Raw genomic sequence first — 15,699 nt, 5'->3', positions numbered from 1 at the left:
CATTTTAAGCAAGTACGATGCGCGCAGCAATTCATTAGGCGAGATAGACAATATGGCGGAATTACAGGCACTGCTCTTAACCTTCCTCAAAGCTATCGGCAAGTACCGCTGGTACGCCGTGGCGATCTCCTGGGTGGTGGCGGTCGTTGGCTGGGCGGTGGTCTACCGGATGCCCGACGATTATCAGGCGTCGGCGCGCGTGTACGTCGATACGCAAAGCATTCTGCGGCCCTTGCTGTCGGGCATGACCAGCGTGCCCAACGTGGAACAGCAGGTGCAATTCATGCGCCGCACGCTGATCAGCCGTCCCAATGTGGAAAAGGTCATGCGCAGCGTCGACCTGGACATCAAGACCAAGACGGTGCAGGAGCACGAAAAACTGGTCGACGAGCTGACCGCGCAGATCAAGGTGACCGGCACCGAGCGCGACGACATCTACACCATTTCCTATAACAATCCCGATCCCAAGCTGGGCAAGCAGATCGTGCAATCGCTGCTGACCCTGTTCGTCGAAGGCAGCTTCGGCGGCAAGAAGCTGGAGTCGGACAAGGCGGTGCAGTTCATTGAAGACCAGATCAAGAGCTACGAGGAAAAGCTGGCCGCCGGCGAGAACGCGCTGAAAGACTTCAAGATCCAGAACATGGGCCTGTTGCCGCGCCAGGGCACCGACTACAGCAGCACCCTGGCCGACATGGCCGACAAGCTGAACGCGGCGCGCCTGGAATTGGCCGAGGCCGAGCAGGCCCGCAACGCCATCAAGCGCCAGATGGGCGGCGAAGAGCCGGCCCCGCTGACCCAGGCCATCCCGCAGCAGGATGAAGGCTTGAATCCGGAACTCGACGGCCGCATCCAGACCGTCGAAAAGAATCTGGACGCGCTGCGCCTGCAGTTCACGGAAGAGCATCCCGACATCGTGTCGAACCGCCGCCTGCTGGCGCAACTGCAAGCGCGCAAGAAGGAAGAAGCCAAGAAGCGCGTGCGCAGCGCCGATCCCGGCATCAACTACAGCCCCATGATGCAGCAGATGAACGTCGCGCTGTCGGTGGAGGAAGCGCGCGTGGCGTCGCTGAAGGCGCGCGTGGACGAGTACAGTGCGCGTCTGGGCCGTTTGCGCGGCCAGAGCACGGCGGCGCCGGAAGTCGAAGCCCAGCTGGCGCAGCTGAACCGGGACTACCAGATCAACAAGGAAAACTACAGCAAGCTGGTGGAGCGCCGCGAGGCGGCCCGCCTGTCCGGCGACCTGACTTCGGCCACCGACATGCTGAGCTTCCGCGTGATCGACCCGCCCACCGCATCGACCTTGCCGATCGGCCCCAACCGTCCGCGCCTGATGTCCATGGTGTTCGGCGCAGCCTTGCTGATGGGCCTGGGCGTGGCGCTGCTGATGAGCCAGATCCGGCCGACCTTTGTCAGCCAGTCCGCCTTGCGCAGCATTACCGGCGTTCCCATCCTGGGCACCATCAGCATGAACTGGACCGAGCAGCAAAAAGTGCGCCGCCGGCGCCGGCTGTACGCCTTCAGCGCCGCGGTGGCGGTGCTGTTTACCGCCTATGGCGGCGTGATGGCGGCTTTGCTGCTGAAACCAATCTGATAGATCCACGGGGAATCCGATGAGCATTATTGAACGCGCGGCCAGCCGCATAGAGCACCCGAAGGACGCGCCGGCCGCCGATAGCGCCGCGCCGGCGGCCGCCCCGGCCGTCCAGGACGCCGGCCACGCCGCCGCCGTGGCTGCCGCCATGGCCGCCGCCCCGCAGGAAGCTGCGCCCGCCGCCGCAGTGGCCGCAGCCGCGCCCGCGCCCGCAGCCGCTCCGGTTGCAGCCGTCTCCGCGGCATCTGCTCCGGCAGCCGCCCCGTCGGGCGACGCCGCCGTGGCCGAAGGCGCGCCGCGCCGCGGCCCGCGCCGCGTGGAACTGGACTTGCAGCACATGCAGGACATCGGCCTGGTTACCGCCGCCGGCGGCCGCACCACCCTGGTGGAGGACTTCCGCGTCATCAAGCGCCCGCTGATCAAGCGCGCCTTCGGCCCGCGCCCGGCCGGCGAGAAGCCGGGCAACCTGATCATGATCACCAGCTCGCTGCCCGGCGAAGGAAAAACCTTCTGCTCGATCAATCTGGCCATGAGCATCGCGATGGAGCTGGACCACACGGTGCTGCTGGTGGACGCCGACGTGGCGCGCCCTTCGGTGCTGCGCACGCTGGGCCTGCCGGTCCAGCGCGGCCTGATGGACCTGCTGCTGGACGAGAAGGTCGACATGGCCGACGTCATGCTGCGCACCAACGTCGACACGCTGACCCTGCTGCCGGCCGGCACCAGCAACCCGCGCGCCACCGAGCTGCTGGCCAGCCAGACCATGACCTCGCTGGTCTACGAGATCGCCAACCGCTATCCGGACCGTATCGTCATCTTCGATTCGCCGCCGCTGCTGCTGACCAGCGAAGCGCACGTGCTGGCCGGCCACATGGGCCAGATCGTGGTGGTGGTGGAAGCCGAGCGCACCACCCAGCACGCGGTCAAGGAAGCGCTGAGCCAGCTCGAAGGCTTGAACAATGTGAACCTGATCTACAACAAGACCCGAGAATTCCCCGGCACCGAAACCTATGACTATCACTATGGCTAAACCGCGCCGCACTGGATTGGCGGCAGCGGTGGGCCTGGCTGCGCTGTCGCTGGCGCAGCCCAGCCGCGCGGACTGGACCTTCGCCCCCAACGCCAGCCTGCGCGAGACCTGGACCGATAACGTGATGCTGGCTGCCGAAGGCCAGGAGCGCAGCCAGTTCATCACCGAGCTGTCGCCGGGCTTCGTACTGCAGAACCAGGGGCCGCGCATCGACTTTCGCGCCAGCTACAACAAGCATTTCTACAAGTACGCCGACGAGAACCTGCGCGGTCCGAACGGCCAGAACGCCAACAGCGGCCAGCAGAACCTGCAGGCCGACTTGAAGGCCAAATTGATCAGCGAAATGCTGTTCCTCGACAGCACCGCCAGCATCACCGAGCAGGGCGTGTCGGCGTTCGGCCCCAACGTCGGCGGCACGCCGGCCAACCCGTTCGCGCCCGGCATCAGCAGCGAGATCAAGACCTGGCGCGTCAGCCCCTACCTGCTGCACCGCTTCGGCTCGCAGGCCAACGCCGAACTGCGCTATGCGCGCGACAGGGTCAGTTCCGACCGCAGCGATTTCGGCACCAGCACCAGCGACCAAGTGACCTTGAACCTGGCCAGCGGCAGCGCCTACCGCCAGATCGGCTGGAACCTGTACTACACGCGCCAGAACCTGGACGACTCGATCGCGCAAAGCTCGAGCAGCCAGAACATGCTGGGCACGTTGAACTACCTGTATTCGCCGCAGCTGACCCTGACGGTGACCGGCGGCTACGATAAGTACGACTACCAGTCGCTGGGCGGCGTGACCAAGGGCAAGAACTGGTCGGTGGGCGGCAGCTGGCGTCCCAGCGGGCGCACCAGCGTGCAGCTCAACGTGGGCAAGCGCTACTTCGGCGACAGTTATTTCCTGTCTGCCAACCACCGCACCCGCACCAGCGTCTGGTCGCTGACCTACAGCGACGCCGTCACCACCACCCGCTCGCAGTTCCAGCTGCCGTCGGCGGTCAATACCTTCGCCCTGCTGGACCAGCTGTTCCAGGCCCAGATACCGGACGCGGCGGCGCGCCGCCAGGCGGTTGAAGCCTACATCATCGCCGCCGGCCTGCCGCCGTCGCTGGCCAACAGCATCAATTACCTGAGCAACCGCTACATGCTGCAGAAACAGCTGCAGGCCACCGCCGCCTTCAACAGTGCGCGCGGCACGCTGGTGCTGGCGCTGGTCAGTTCGCGCCGCAACGGCCTGTCGCTGCTGGACGTCGATGCCGGCCTGCTGGGCGGCTCGACCAATACGCTGAACGACAATACGCGCCAGAGCGGCGCCACCGCCACCTTCAACTGGCGCCTGTCCCCGCGCACCGGCCTCAATCTGACCGGCACCGTCAACCGGTCCGAATCGCTGACGCAGGACCGCAGCGATAACAACCGCTCCATCAGGCTCAGCCTGACGCGCCAGTTCGCCCGCAAGGTGAACGGCAACCTGGAAGTGCGCCGGGTCAAGGGCGTGACCGCAGTCGCCGGGCGCGACTACACCGAGAACGCCATTTCGGCGTCCGTGAGCAAGCAGTTCTAGTGGAGTCTGGCAAGGATGTACGAAAGTTACTACGGCCTTAGCGCCAAACCGTTCCGGCTGCGGCCGGACCCGCATTTTTTCTTCGGCAGCAAGGGCCACAAGCGGGCCATGGCTTACCTGGAGTATGGCCTGTCGCAGGGCGAGGGCTTCATCGTCATTACCGGCGAAGTCGGCGCCGGCAAGACCACGCTGGTGCGCAACATGCTCAACACGCTGTCCTCGCAGCAGATCGTGGCGGCGCACATCGTCAACACCGCGCTCAACTCGGAAGACACGCTGCGCATGGTGCTGGCGGCCTTCGGCCTGCCCAGCGAAGACGCCAGCAAGAGCACGCTGCTGACCCGGCTGGAAGCCTTCCTGCGCGCCTGCGACCAGCAGGGCCGCCGCGCGCTGCTGGTGGTGGACGAGGCGCAGAACCTGACGCCGCGCACGGTGGAAGAGCTGCGCATGCTGTCGAACTTCCAGACCGACGACAAGTCGCTGCTGCAGACTTTCCTGCTGGGCCAGCCCGAGTTCCGCGCCACCCTGCACAGCCCGGACATGCAGCAGCTGCGCCAGCGCGTGATCGCCACCTACCACCTGGGGCCGATGGACGCGCAGGAAACCCAGGCCTACATCGAGCACCGCCTGCACACGGTGGGCTGGAACAACGACCCGGCCTTCACGCCGGAGGCGCACGCCGCCATCTTCAGCTACACCGGCGGCATCCCGCGCATGACCAATGCGCTGTGCGACCGCTTGCTGCTGATGGGTTTCCTGGAGGAGCTGCACGAGTTCACCGGGGCCCACGTGGAAGACGTGATCAAGGACATCGCCACCGAATTCCAGGCGCCGCCGGAGCCGGCCAAAGTGCAGGTCGACGAGGCCGACATGGCGGTGGTCAATTCGGCCTACCCGGACGGCATGGACGAGCGCATGATGCGGCTCGAGCGGTCGATGGGATCGGTGCTCAACATCCTGAAGAAAATCGTTGCCGCGCCGCCGGCCGGCGCCGGCATGGGCGCCGGCGCCAGCCCCAGCCCCAGCGCCGCCAACGGCGCGGTGCAGGACAACAACGAATGAGCGCCTTCCGCATCCTGTGCGTGGTGGGAGCGCGCCCCAATTTCATGAAGATGGCGCCCATCATGGCGGCGCTGTCCGCGCTGCGCCCGCAGGTGGATGTCAAGCTGGTGCACACCGGCCAGCATTACGACGTGGCCATGAACCACCAGTACTTCGAGGCGCTCGGCATCCCGGCGCCGGACATCAACCTGGAAGTCGGTTCCGGCAGCCACGCGCAGCAGACCGCCGAGGTGATGAGGAAGTTCGAACCGGCGCTGGATGAGGTGCAGCCGACCGCCGTGCTGGTGGTGGGCGACGTCAACTCCACCATCGCCTGCGCGCTGGTGGCGGCCAAGAAGGGCGTGCCGGTGATCCACGTGGAGGCGGGCCTGCGCAGCTTCGACCGCGCCATGCCGGAGGAAATCAACCGCGTGCTGACCGACCAGATTTCCGACCTGCTGTTTACCACCGAGGAAAGCGGCGAAGAAAACCTGCTGCGCGAAGGCGTGGCGGCGCACCGCATCCAGTTCGTCGGCAACGTGATGATCGACACCCTGGTGCGCAACCTGCCGCGCGCCGTGCCCGCCGCCGCCATCGTGGCCGATGCCGGCCGTCCCGGCCTGGCCGACGGCGCCGAAGGCTACGCGGTACTGACCCTGCACCGTCCGTCCAACGTGGACGACCCGGCCGTGCTGCGCACCCTGCTCGAGACGGCGGCCGTGATCGCGCAGCGCACGCCGGTGATCTTCCCGCTGCATCCGCGCACGCGCGGCATGATAGAACAGGCCGGCCTGAACCACCTGGTGGAAACGGACAACGTGCTGCTGCTGCCGCCCATGGGCTACCTGGAAATGCTGGGACTGATGAAGCAGGCGCGCGTGGTGCTGACCGATTCCGGCGGCATCCAGGAAGAGACCACCGCGCTGGGCGTGCCCTGCATCACGCTGCGCAACAACACCGAGCGTCCCATCACGGTGGCGCAGGGCAGCAACACCATCGCCGGCCAGGATCCGCAGCGCATCCTGGCCATCTACGCCGAAGTGATGGCCGGCGGCGGCAAGGCCGGCCGCGTGCCGCGCTTCTGGGACGGCCAGGCCGCCGTGCGTATCGCCGCCGCGCTGCAAGCGTGGATGCAGAACGGATGCAAGACATCATGAACCACGTCCAGAACCCGGCCCGCGCGCCGATCCGCAACGCCATGACCATCGACGTGGAAGACTACTTCCAGGTCTCCGCCTTCGCGCCTTATATCGCGCGCGACAGCTGGCCCGAGCGCGAGTGCCGCGTGGAAGCCAATATCGACCGCATCCTGGCCATCCTGGAAGCGGGCAATGTGCACGCCACCTTCTTCACGCTGGGCTGGATCGCCGAGCGCTATCCGGCCATGGTCAAGCGCATCGTGGCCGGCGGCCACGAGCTGGCCAGCCACGGCTACGGCCACCTGCGCGCCTCGGACCAGGACCGCGCCGCCTTCATGCAGGACATCGGCAGCAGCAAGGCCATCCTGGAGGACCTGGGCGGCCAGGCGGTGCTGGGCTACCGCGCGCCGAGCTTCTCCATCGGCCATGGCAACCTGTGGGCGCTCGATGCGCTGCAGGAAGCGGGCTACCGCTACAGTTCCAGCATCTACCCGGTGCAGCACGACCACTACGGCATGCCGGACGCGCCGCGCTTCGCCTGGCATCCGGAAAACGCCGGCGGCCTGCTGGAAGTGCCGATCACCACCGTGCGCATGGGCTCGCGCAACCTGCCGGCCGGCGGCGGCGGCTATTTCCGCCTGCTGCCGTATTCGCTGTCGCGCTGGATGATGCGCAAGGTGAACCAGGAGGACGGCCAGCCCGCGATCTTCTACTTCCATCCATGGGAGATCGACCCTGGCCAGCCGCGTCCGGACGGCATCAACCTGAAGACGCGCTTCCGCCACTACGTCAACCTGGCCAGGATGGATGGCCGCATCCAGGCGCTCACGCGCGATTTCGCGTGGGACCGCATGGACCGCATCTTCCTGGGCAAGCCATGAGTTCCGTCATCGACGCAGTGCCGCAGCAGCAAGCGCCGGCCGCCGCCGCCACCCTGAAACTGCTGACCCCGGCCGACCACGGCCGCTGGGACGCCTTCGTGCGCGCCGCGCCGCAGGCCACCTTCTTCCACCTGAGCGCATGGCAGACGCTGATCCAGCGCTGCTACGGCCACAAGACCTGGTTCTACTACGTCGAGCAGGACGGCCAGATCCAGGGCATCCTGGGCTTGTGCCAGATCAAGAGCCGGCTGTTCGGCCACTCGCTCAGCTCGCTGCCATTCTGCGTGCACGGCGGCGTGGTGGCGCTGAACGACCACGCGCGCGCCATGCTGGACGCGGCCGCCGCCAAGTTGGCCGGCGAGCTGGGCGTGGGCCACCTGGAATACCGCAACATCGAACCGACCGGCAAGCCGGGCTGGCACGTGAAGGATTTGTACGTCACCTTCCGCAAAGCCATCAGCGCCAACCACGAGGAAAACATGAACGCCATCCCACGCAAGCAGCGCGCGATGGTACGCAAGGGCATCAAGTGCGGCCTCACGGCGCAAATCGACCAGACCGTGGACCGCTTCTTCCACATCTACGCCACCAGCGTGCTGCGCCTGGGCACGCCGGTGTTCCCGAAGAAGTACTTCGCGCTGATCAAGGAACTGTTCGGCGAGCAGTGTGAAATCCGCATCATCGTCAAGGACGGCGAGCCGGTGGCCGGCGTGATGAGCTTCTTCTGGCGCGACGAGGTGTTGCCCTACTACGGCGGCAGCATGCCGATCGCGCGCGAGGTGGCGGGCAACGACTTCATGTACTGGAACCTGATGGAAGCGTCGGTCGAGCGCGGCGTGCGGCTGTTCGACTTCGGGCGCAGCAAGCTCGGCACCGGCGCCTACGACTTCAAGAAGAACTGGGGTTTCAGCGCTACCCCACTGGCCTACGAGTACCAGATGCACGCGGCCAGCGAGCTGCCGGACAACAATCCGCTCAATCCGAAGTACCAGCTCTTCATCAAGCTGTGGAAGAAGCTGCCGCTGCCGGTGGCCAATCTGCTGGGACCGCATATCGTCCGCAGCCTGGGATAGCGCCATGGACAACCTGCTCCTGCTGGTACACCGGATACCGTACCCGCCCAACAAAGGCGACAAGATCCGCTCCTACCATTTGCTCAAGCACCTGGCGGAGCACTACCGCGTGCACCTGGCCACCTTTGTCGACGACGAGGACGACTGGCAGCACGTGCCGCGCCTGGAAGCGCTGACCGCCAGCGCGCACTTCGCGCCGCTGCATCCGAAGCAGGCGCGCGTGCGCAGCCTCGGTGCGCTGCTGGGCAACCGCTCGCTGTCGCTGGACTACTATCGCGACGCGGGCCTGCGGCGCTGGGTGGACGGCACCGTGCAGCGCGAAGGCATCAGCCGCATCGTGGTGTTCTCCTCGGCCATGGCGCAGTACGCCGAGGCCTATCCGGACGCCACGCGGGTGGTCGATTTCGTCGACGTCGATTCCGACAAGTGGCGCCAGTACGCCGAGAAGAAGTCCTGGCCCATGAGCATGCTGTACGCGCACGAGGCGCGCCAGCTGCTGGCCTACGAGCGCCGCGTGGCGCGCGAGTGCGACGCGGCGCTGTTCGTGTCCGAGCCGGAGGCCGACCTGTTCCGCAAACTGGCGCCGGAAAGCGCGGCGCGCACCGGCCACTTCAGCAACGGCGTGGACACGGTGTACTTCTCGCCGCAGGGCGACTACGCCACCCCCTACGCGCAGGGCGAGCAGGCGCTGGTGTTTACCGGCGCCATGGACTACTGGCCCAACATCGATGCCGTCACCTGGTTTGCCGAGGAGGTGCTGCCCGCAGTGCGCGCGCGCCATCCGCAGGCCGTGTTCTACATCGTCGGCGCGCGGCCCGCGTCCGAAGTGCAGCAGCTCGCCGGCCTGCCCGGCGTGGTGGTCACCGGCACCGTGCCGGACGTACGGCCTTACGTGGCGCACGCCGCGCTGTGCGTGGCGCCGCTGCGCATCGCGCGCGGGATCCAGAACAAGGTGCTGGAGGCGATGGCCATGGCGCGCACGGTGGTGGTGTCGCCGCAGGCGCTGGAAGGCATCCAGGCCGAACCGGGCCGCGAACTGCTGCTGGCGGCCGACGCGCACGCGTTCATCGACGCCGTGAACGGCGCGCTGGAACGGCCGGAGGCGGCCATCGGCGCCGCCGCGCGCGCCACCGTTGAACATCTGTATGGCTGGAACAGCCATCTGGCCCAGGTCTGTGCACTGCTGGAAGCCGGCCGCCCTGTAAGGAAAGAAGCATGACATCCAGTATCCTGCCAAGCGCCGCCGACGCGGCCAATGCGGCCGGCGCCGCCGCCGGGCCAGGCTCCGCGCCGGCCCCCATGCCCGGCGCGCGCAAGGCCTTGCTGCTGTTGACCGTGGTGGCGCTGCTGCTGCCCTTGCTGGCCTATTTCGCCACCGCCCGCTCCATCGTCGAGATCTGGGACAGTTCCGGCACCTTCACCCACGGCTACGTGATCGTGCCGATCAGCCTGTGGCTGGTGTGGCAGCGCCGCGACGCCATCGCGCAGCTGCCCGCCGCGCCGTACTGGCCGGCCTTGCTGCTGCTGGCCGCCTGCGGCGCCGGCTGGCTGCTGGCCGAATTCGGCGACGTGCAGATCGTGCGCCACTACGCCTTCGTTGCCATGCTGCCGCTGGTGGTGCTGGCGCTGCTGGGCAAGCGCATCGCCTGGGCGCTGGCCTTCCCGCTGGCGTTCCTGCTGTTCGCCGTGCCCTTCGGCGACATCTTCATCAATCCGCTGATCGGCGTCACCGCCGACTTCACCGTGTGGGCGCTGCGCGCCACCGGCATTCCGGTGCTGCGCGACGGCACCAACTTCTCCATCCCGAGCGGCAACTGGTCGGTGGTGGAGGCGTGCAGCGGCGTGCGCTACCTGATCGCCTCGGTCACGCTGGGCTGCCTGTATGCCTACCTGACCTTCCGCAGCACCTGGCGCCGCGCGCTGTTCATCCTGGCCTCGGCGCTGGTGCCCATCCTGGCCAACGGCCTGCGCGCCTACATGATCGTGATGCTGGGCCACCTGAGCGGCATGACAGTGGCGGTCGGCGTCGACCACCTGATTTACGGCTGGCTGTTCTTCGGCGTGGTGATGTTCCTGCTGTTCTGGCTGGGCAGCCTGTGGCGCGAGGATGCGCCGCCGGACCAGCAGAGCGCGCCGGCGCGCTCCGCCGCCGAGGCGGCGGCGTCGGCCGCCAGCGCGCCATTCGGCCGCTTTGCCGCCGCCGTGCTGGCCATTGCCGTCTGCGTCGGCGTCTGGCCGGCGTACGCGGCCTGGCTGGAGCAGCGCGAAGGCGCGGCGGCGCCCGCCGAGCTGTCCGGCTTCGCCGCCGCCTGGCCGCAAACCACGCCATTCGTGCAATGGTCGCCGAGCTATCCGGCGGCCAGCGCCGAACTGCAGCAGTACTACGCGCTCGGGGCCGGCCATCCGGTCGGCGTGCACCTGCGCTACTACCGCAAGCAGGACCACAATACCAAGCTGATCAGCTCGGTGAACCGCATGGCGGCGGAGAAGGATCCGCACTGGCAGAGCGTGGCGTCGGCGCTGCGCGAGGAGAACGTGGGCGGCCGCATGCTGGCCGTGCGCGAGAGCACGCTGGCGGGCGCCGGCGGACGCATGCTGGTGTGGAACTGGTACTGGGTCGACGGCCGCTACACCGCCAACGATTACCTCGGCAAAGTGCTGCAGGTGAAGCAGAAGGTGCTTACCGGCAGCGACGACGGCGCCGCCGTCATGGTCTTCTCGCCGTTCGAAGACAAGCCGGAACTGGCGCGCGCCGCGATGCGCGAATTCCTCGCTGCGAACCTGGCCCGGGTGGATGCCGCCCTGGATGCGAACAGACGCAAGTAAGCAGCGTTAATAGATACTGAAACTGGAAAGCGCGGGACATCATGTGTGGAATAGTCGGAATGTTTGATACGCGCGGCACGCGCGAAATCGACCGCGCGCTGCTGGCGCGGATGAATGAAACGCAGCACCATCGCGGCCCGGACGAGGCCGACCTGTACATCGAGCCGGGCGTGGGCTTCGGCCACCGCCGCCTGTCGGTGATCGACGTGGCGGCCGGCCTGCAGCCGCTGGGCAACGAGGACGGCAGCGTGATGGTCTGCTACAACGGCGAGATCTACAACTACCGCGAGCTGACCGAGGAACTGAAGGGCCTGGGCCACACCTTCCGCACCCGCTGCGACACCGAGGTGATCGTGCACGCGTGGGAAGAGTGGGGCGAGGACTGCGTGCACCGCTTCCGCGGCATGTTCGCCTTCGGCCTGTGGGACCGCAACCAGCAGGTGATGTTCCTGGGGCGCGACCGCATGGGCGTCAAGCCGCTCTACTACACCATGCTGCCGGACGGCTTCTTCGCTTTCAGTTCCGAGCTGAAGGCGCTGCGCACCCTGCCGCAACTGAACCGCGAGATCGATCCGCAGGCAGTGGAAGACTACTTCGCCTACGGCTACGTGCCGGAGCCGAAAACCATCTTCAAGGGCGCGCTCAAGCTGTCGCCCGGCTTCACCCTGCTGCAAAAAGTCGGCGCGCCGATGGCCCAGCCCAAGCAATATTGGGATGTGCCGTTCAAGCTGCACGGCGCCATGTCCGACGAGGACGCGCAGGAAGAGCTGCTGACCCGCATCCGCGAGGCGGTCAAGATCCGCCTGGTGGCCGAGGTGCCGCTGGGCGCCTTCCTGTCCGGCGGCGTCGATTCGAGCGCGGTGGTGGCGATGATGGCCGGCTTGAATGAAGGCCCGGTGCACACCTGTTCGATCGCCTTCAACGACAAGGCCTACGACGAATCCGAGTACGCCTCCATGGTGGCCGCGCAGTACCAGACCGACCACTACACCGAGACCGTGGACACCGACGACTACGGCCTGCTCGACACGCTGGCCCACCTGTACGACGAACCCTTCGCCGACAGTTCCGCGATTCCGACCTACCGCGTGTGCCAGCTGGCGCGCAAGCGCGTCACGGTGGCGCTGTCGGGCGACGGCGGCGACGAGAACCTGGCCGGCTACCGCCGCTACCGCTATGCGATGGCCGAGCAGAACGTGCGCGGCCGCATTCCCGACAGCCTGCGCAAGCCGGTGTTCGGCACCCTGGGCCGGCTGTATCCGAAGGCCGACTGGGCGCCGCGCGTGTTCCGCGCCAAGACCACCTTCGAGGCGCTGGCGCGCGACGCGGTGGAGGGTTATTTCCACGGCGTGACCATCATGTCCGACGCCATGCGCGACAAGCTGCTCAGCCCGAGCTTCCGCGCCGGCCTGCAAGGCTACCGCGCCATCGACGTGATGCGTGGCCATGCCGCCAAGTCGCCCACCGACGATCCGCTGTCGCTGATCCAGTACATCGACATGAAGACCTATCTGCCGGGCGACATCCTGACCAAGGTCGATCGCGCCTCAATGGCGCACGCCCTGGAAGTGCGGGTGCCGCTGCTGGACCACAAGCTGGTGGAATGGATTTCCGGCCTGCCGTCGAACATGAAGCTGCGCGGCGGCGAGGGCAAGTACGTGTTCAAGAAGAGTCTGGAGGCGCACCTGCCGCACGACATCCTGTACCGCAAGAAAATGGGCTTTGCCGTGCCGCTGGCGGCGTGGTTCCGGGGCCCGCTGGCGCAGCGCGTGCGCGACTCGCTGCTCGGGCCGATGCTGGCCGACACGGGGATATTCAACAAGGCCTTCCTGCACGAGCTGGTGGAGCACCACCAGTCCGGCCGCCGCGACTACAGCGCGCCGATCTGGACTTTGCTGATGTTCGAAGCCTTCCTGCGCAAGGAAATGGCGGCTTAAAAAAAAGCGGGTTACGCGGCTGCGCCGCTAACCCGCCCTGCCTGCCGGACGTGTAACCCGCCGGCCTTCACGCGGCCTCGGTCGCCGCCGGCAGCGCCAGCGTGCGCAAACAGATGTCCTCGAACACCCGCGCCGCCTTCTCGTGGCCGAAGCGCTCTTCCACCAGTTGGCGCGCGCGCCGCGCCAGGCCGTCGCGCAGCGCGCCGTCGGCCAGCAGCTGCAGCACCGCGTCCGCCATGGCGGCCGGATCGTCGCGCTCCAGGTAGTGCACGTCCTTGTCCGCATCCAGCCCCTCGATGCCGATCGCGGTCGACACCACCGGGCAGCCCATGGCCATGGCCTCGAAAGCCTTGATGCGCGTGCCGCCGCCCACCAGCAGCGGGATCACGAAGGCATGCGCCTTGTGCACATAAGTGCGCACATCATCGACAAAGCCGGTGAACTCCACGTTGGCGGTGGTGCGCGCCAGCGCCTGCAGCGAGGCCGGCGGGTTGCGCCCCACGATCACGAAGCGCGCTTCCGGCCGCGCCGCCAGCACTTTCGGCCATACCTGGCCCAGGAAAAACTGGATGCCGTCGATATTGGCGGCCCAGTCCATGGAGCCGGTAAACACCACGGTCGGCGGCGTGGCCGCGTCCACCGCCGGCGGGTCCTGGTAGGAGAAGAAATCCAGGTCCACGCCGGTGGGAATCGCGTACGACTCGGCCACCTGGTAGGCGTCCTTGAAGAAGCGCGCGTCGCGCTCGGAGACCGCGATCACGCTGTCGAAGCTGCGCAGCGCGTCGCCTTCGAACTGCGCCATCTTGGTGTGCTGCGAACCCCACAGCCAGCGCTTGTGCGGGCCGCGCGCCTGCTTCGCGTGGCGCGCAAAAATTTCCGCCTCCACGTTGTGCGTAAAGCAGGTGCTGCGCATGCGCAGGGTGGCCGGACGCAGTACGGCCGAATGCACGAAGTCGAACACCATCAGGTCGACATCGGGCCGCTGCGCCAGCTGGCGCACCGCGTCCATGCCCGGGCGCGTCCTGTCGTTGGCCACATTCACCGGCAGGCTGCCCAGCAGGTCGAAGGCGCGCCGCCACATGGGGCGGTGCGGCGCCGGCTGCCACGGCACGAATTCGTCGCACACGCCGGCAATTTCCTTGCTCCAGCGGCGCGCCTGCTCCGGCGTGGCCGCGCTCAGCAAGGTCACGTGGAAGGCGCCGCCCTTCAGGCCGCGCAGGATATTGGTGCTGCGGATCTTGCCGCCCGCGTCGTTCGGAAACAGGAACACGGGCGAGATGAAGACCAGCTTCGGCTTGGAACCGTTCACCAGCAAATGCCCTCGTACAGTGCGCCCGGCGCGTCGCGCAGCTCGGCGTAGCCGGACAGGTCGATGATGCGGCGGCCCTTGGCGCGCGAAACGATGGCCTGGCGCGCCTCGGCGTCGGCATGTCCGATGACGATGATTTCGGCGTCGTGCAGCGCCGCTTCCGGCGTGTCGCGCAGCAGCTTGTCCAGGTGCGGGATTTCCTGTTCGATGAATTCCTTGTTCTTGCCCAGCAGGCGGCTGATCTTGACGAAGCGGTCGAAGATGGCCAGTTCGAAGCCCTTGCCCAGCAGGCGCTCGGCCAGCACCACTAGCGGCGAGTCGCGCATGTCGTCGGTGCCCGGCTTGAAGGCCAGGCCGAACAGCGCCACCTTCTTGCGCCCGTTTTTGGCGATCATGTCGTAAGCGCGCTTGATGTGCGCCTCGTTCGAGTCGAGCAGGGCCGACAGCGTGGGAATCGGCACGTCCAGGTCGCGCGCCATGGTCAGGAAGCCTTTGACTTCCTTCGGCAGGCAGGAGCCGCCGAAGGCGAAGCCGGGGCGCAGGTAGGCCGGCGAGATGTTCAGCTGCGTGTCCTGGCAGAAGATCTTCATCACTTCGCGGCCGTCCAGGTTGCAGGCCTTGAGCACCGAGCCGGCTTCGTTGGCGAACACGATCTTCATCGCGTGGAACACATTGCACAGGTACTTCACCGATTCGGCGATCTGCGTGGTGGTGCGTTCGAATTTGCCCGGCAGGCCCTGGTACATGGCCTCCATCGCTTCGTAGCCCGCTTCGCCCAGGCTGCCCACCACGGTTTGCGGCGGATTGTGGAAGTCCTTAACGGAGCTGCCTTCGCGCAGGAACTCGGGGTTGAACACCAGCGACAGGCCTTCGCCTATCTTGCGGCCGGACGCTTCCAGCAGGATCGGCAGGATGCGCTCTTCGGTGGTGCCCGGCGGCACGGTGCTGCGCAGCACGATAACGTGCGCGCCTTTTTTCTTGCGCAAAGTGGCGCCGATCGAACGCACCACCGCGTCCACCGCCGTCAGGTTGGGCGAGTAGTTGGGGTTGGACGGCGTGGCCACCGAGATCAGCGACACGTCCGAGTTCAGCACCGCGTCCTCCACGTCGTGCGTGGCGCGCAGCTTGCCGCTGGCCACGGCCTTGGAGATCAGCTCGTTGATGCCTTCCTCCACCACCGGCGACTGGCCGTCGTTGATCATCTTCACCTTGAGCGGATTGGTGTCGACACCGATCACTTCATGGCCAAGTTCGGGCAGGCAGCCGCACGAGACGGCGCCCACGTAGCCAAGTCCGAAAACAGAAATTTTCACGGCA

General features: G+C 66.9%; 12 protein-coding genes. 10 read left to right on the top strand and 2 right to left on the bottom strand.

Going from position 1 to position 15,699, the window contains the following annotated elements; translation table 11 throughout:
- Positions 1–52: 52 nt before the first annotated feature.
- Genes ASD15_RS29025 through ASD15_RS28980 form a run of 10 tightly spaced genes read left to right on the top strand, consistent with a single transcriptional unit; the run spans position 53 to position 13,073 of the window.
- Positions 53–1,591: an XrtA system polysaccharide chain length determinant gene (locus ASD15_RS29025; RefSeq protein ID WP_057158494.1), complete on the top strand. Its 1,539-nt coding sequence runs from the start codon at positions 53–55 to the stop codon at positions 1,589–1,591.
- Between the two features lie 19 nt (positions 1,592–1,610).
- The gene (locus ASD15_RS29020; RefSeq protein WP_057158493.1) at positions 1,611–2,621 is read left to right on the top strand and encodes an XrtA-associated tyrosine autokinase; all 1,011 of its coding nucleotides are present in this window, start codon (positions 1,611–1,613) and stop codon (positions 2,619–2,621) included.
- Complete coding sequence (locus ASD15_RS29015) at positions 2,614–4,176, top strand: TIGR03016 family PEP-CTERM system-associated outer membrane protein (protein ID WP_162249954.1); 1,563 nt, start codon at positions 2,614–2,616, stop codon at positions 4,174–4,176. Before ASD15_RS29020 ends, ASD15_RS29015 begins: the two co-directional genes overlap by 8 nt.
- 15 nt (positions 4,177–4,191) lie before the next feature.
- The gene (locus tag ASD15_RS29010; RefSeq protein WP_057158491.1) at positions 4,192–5,238 is read left to right on the top strand and encodes an XrtA/PEP-CTERM system-associated ATPase; all 1,047 of its coding nucleotides are present in this window, start codon (positions 4,192–4,194) and stop codon (positions 5,236–5,238) included.
- Entirely contained in the window at positions 5,235–6,374 is a 1,140-nt protein-coding gene (wecB, locus tag ASD15_RS29005) for a non-hydrolyzing UDP-N-acetylglucosamine 2-epimerase (protein ID WP_057158490.1), read from the top strand. Before ASD15_RS29010 ends, wecB begins: the two co-directional genes overlap by 4 nt.
- Entirely contained in the window at positions 6,371–7,237 is an 867-nt protein-coding gene (locus ASD15_RS29000) for an XrtA system polysaccharide deacetylase (protein WP_057158489.1), read from the top strand. The genes wecB and ASD15_RS29000 overlap by 4 nt, the downstream gene beginning before the upstream one ends.
- Positions 7,234–8,310: a FemAB family XrtA/PEP-CTERM system-associated protein gene (locus ASD15_RS28995; RefSeq protein ID WP_057158488.1), complete on the top strand. Its 1,077-nt coding sequence runs from the start codon at positions 7,234–7,236 to the stop codon at positions 8,308–8,310. The genes ASD15_RS29000 and ASD15_RS28995 overlap by 4 nt, the downstream gene beginning before the upstream one ends.
- 4 nt (positions 8,311–8,314) lie before the next feature.
- Positions 8,315–9,529 (top strand): TIGR03087 family PEP-CTERM/XrtA system glycosyltransferase, encoded by a 1,215-nt coding sequence (locus ASD15_RS28990; protein WP_057158487.1) that lies wholly within the window; start codon positions 8,315–8,317, stop codon positions 9,527–9,529.
- Entirely contained in the window at positions 9,526–11,136 is a 1,611-nt protein-coding gene (xrtA, locus tag ASD15_RS28985) for an exosortase A (protein ID WP_082552224.1), read from the top strand. The genes ASD15_RS28990 and xrtA overlap by 4 nt, the downstream gene beginning before the upstream one ends.
- A 41-nt stretch (positions 11,137–11,177) precedes the next feature.
- Positions 11,178–13,073: an XrtA/PEP-CTERM system amidotransferase gene (locus tag ASD15_RS28980; protein WP_057158486.1), complete on the top strand. Its 1,896-nt coding sequence runs from the start codon at positions 11,178–11,180 to the stop codon at positions 13,071–13,073.
- Between the two features lie 67 nt (positions 13,074–13,140).
- Here the strand turns inward: ASD15_RS28980 and ASD15_RS28975 are convergent, their stop codons facing one another.
- Positions 13,141–14,382: a glycosyltransferase family 4 protein gene (locus ASD15_RS28975; RefSeq protein WP_157201186.1), complete on the bottom strand. Its 1,242-nt coding sequence runs from the start codon at positions 14,380–14,382 to the stop codon at positions 13,141–13,143.
- The gene (locus ASD15_RS28970; RefSeq protein WP_057158484.1) at positions 14,379–15,695 is read right to left on the bottom strand and encodes a nucleotide sugar dehydrogenase; all 1,317 of its coding nucleotides are present in this window, start codon (positions 15,693–15,695) and stop codon (positions 14,379–14,381) included. The genes ASD15_RS28975 and ASD15_RS28970 overlap by 4 nt, the downstream gene beginning before the upstream one ends.
- Positions 15,696–15,699: the final 4 nt, after the last annotated feature.

Origin of the sequence: Massilia sp. Root351, from assembly GCF_001425045.1 — a bacterium.
Lineage (GTDB): Bacteria > Pseudomonadota > Gammaproteobacteria > Burkholderiales > Burkholderiaceae_D > Rugamonas.
Note: the sequence above shows the minus strand (reverse complement) of the source record. Positions and strands in the feature narration are given on the sequence as shown.

Excerpts from the sequence above, each read along its gene's own strand:
- ASD15_RS28980 (WP_057158486.1), top strand. The coding sequence starts at position 11,178 with ATGTGTGGAATAGTCGGAATGTTTGATACGCGCGGCACGCGCGAAATC.
- ASD15_RS29010 (WP_057158491.1), top strand. The coding sequence starts at position 4,192 with ATGTACGAAAGTTACTACGGCCTTAGCGCCAAACCGTTCCGGCTGCGG.
- ASD15_RS29015 (WP_162249954.1), top strand. The coding sequence starts at position 2,614 with ATGGCTAAACCGCGCCGCACTGGATTGGCGGCAGCGGTGGGCCTGGCT.
- ASD15_RS29000 (WP_057158489.1), top strand. The coding sequence starts at position 6,371 with ATGAACCACGTCCAGAACCCGGCCCGCGCGCCGATCCGCAACGCCATG.
- ASD15_RS28990 (WP_057158487.1), top strand. The coding sequence starts at position 8,315 with ATGGACAACCTGCTCCTGCTGGTACACCGGATACCGTACCCGCCCAAC.
- ASD15_RS29025 (WP_057158494.1), top strand. The coding sequence starts at position 53 with ATGGCGGAATTACAGGCACTGCTCTTAACCTTCCTCAAAGCTATCGGC.
- xrtA (WP_082552224.1), top strand. The coding sequence starts at position 9,526 with ATGACATCCAGTATCCTGCCAAGCGCCGCCGACGCGGCCAATGCGGCC.
- ASD15_RS29020 (WP_057158493.1), top strand. The coding sequence starts at position 1,611 with ATGAGCATTATTGAACGCGCGGCCAGCCGCATAGAGCACCCGAAGGAC.
- wecB (WP_057158490.1), top strand. The coding sequence starts at position 5,235 with ATGAGCGCCTTCCGCATCCTGTGCGTGGTGGGAGCGCGCCCCAATTTC.
- ASD15_RS28995 (WP_057158488.1), top strand. The coding sequence starts at position 7,234 with ATGAGTTCCGTCATCGACGCAGTGCCGCAGCAGCAAGCGCCGGCCGCC.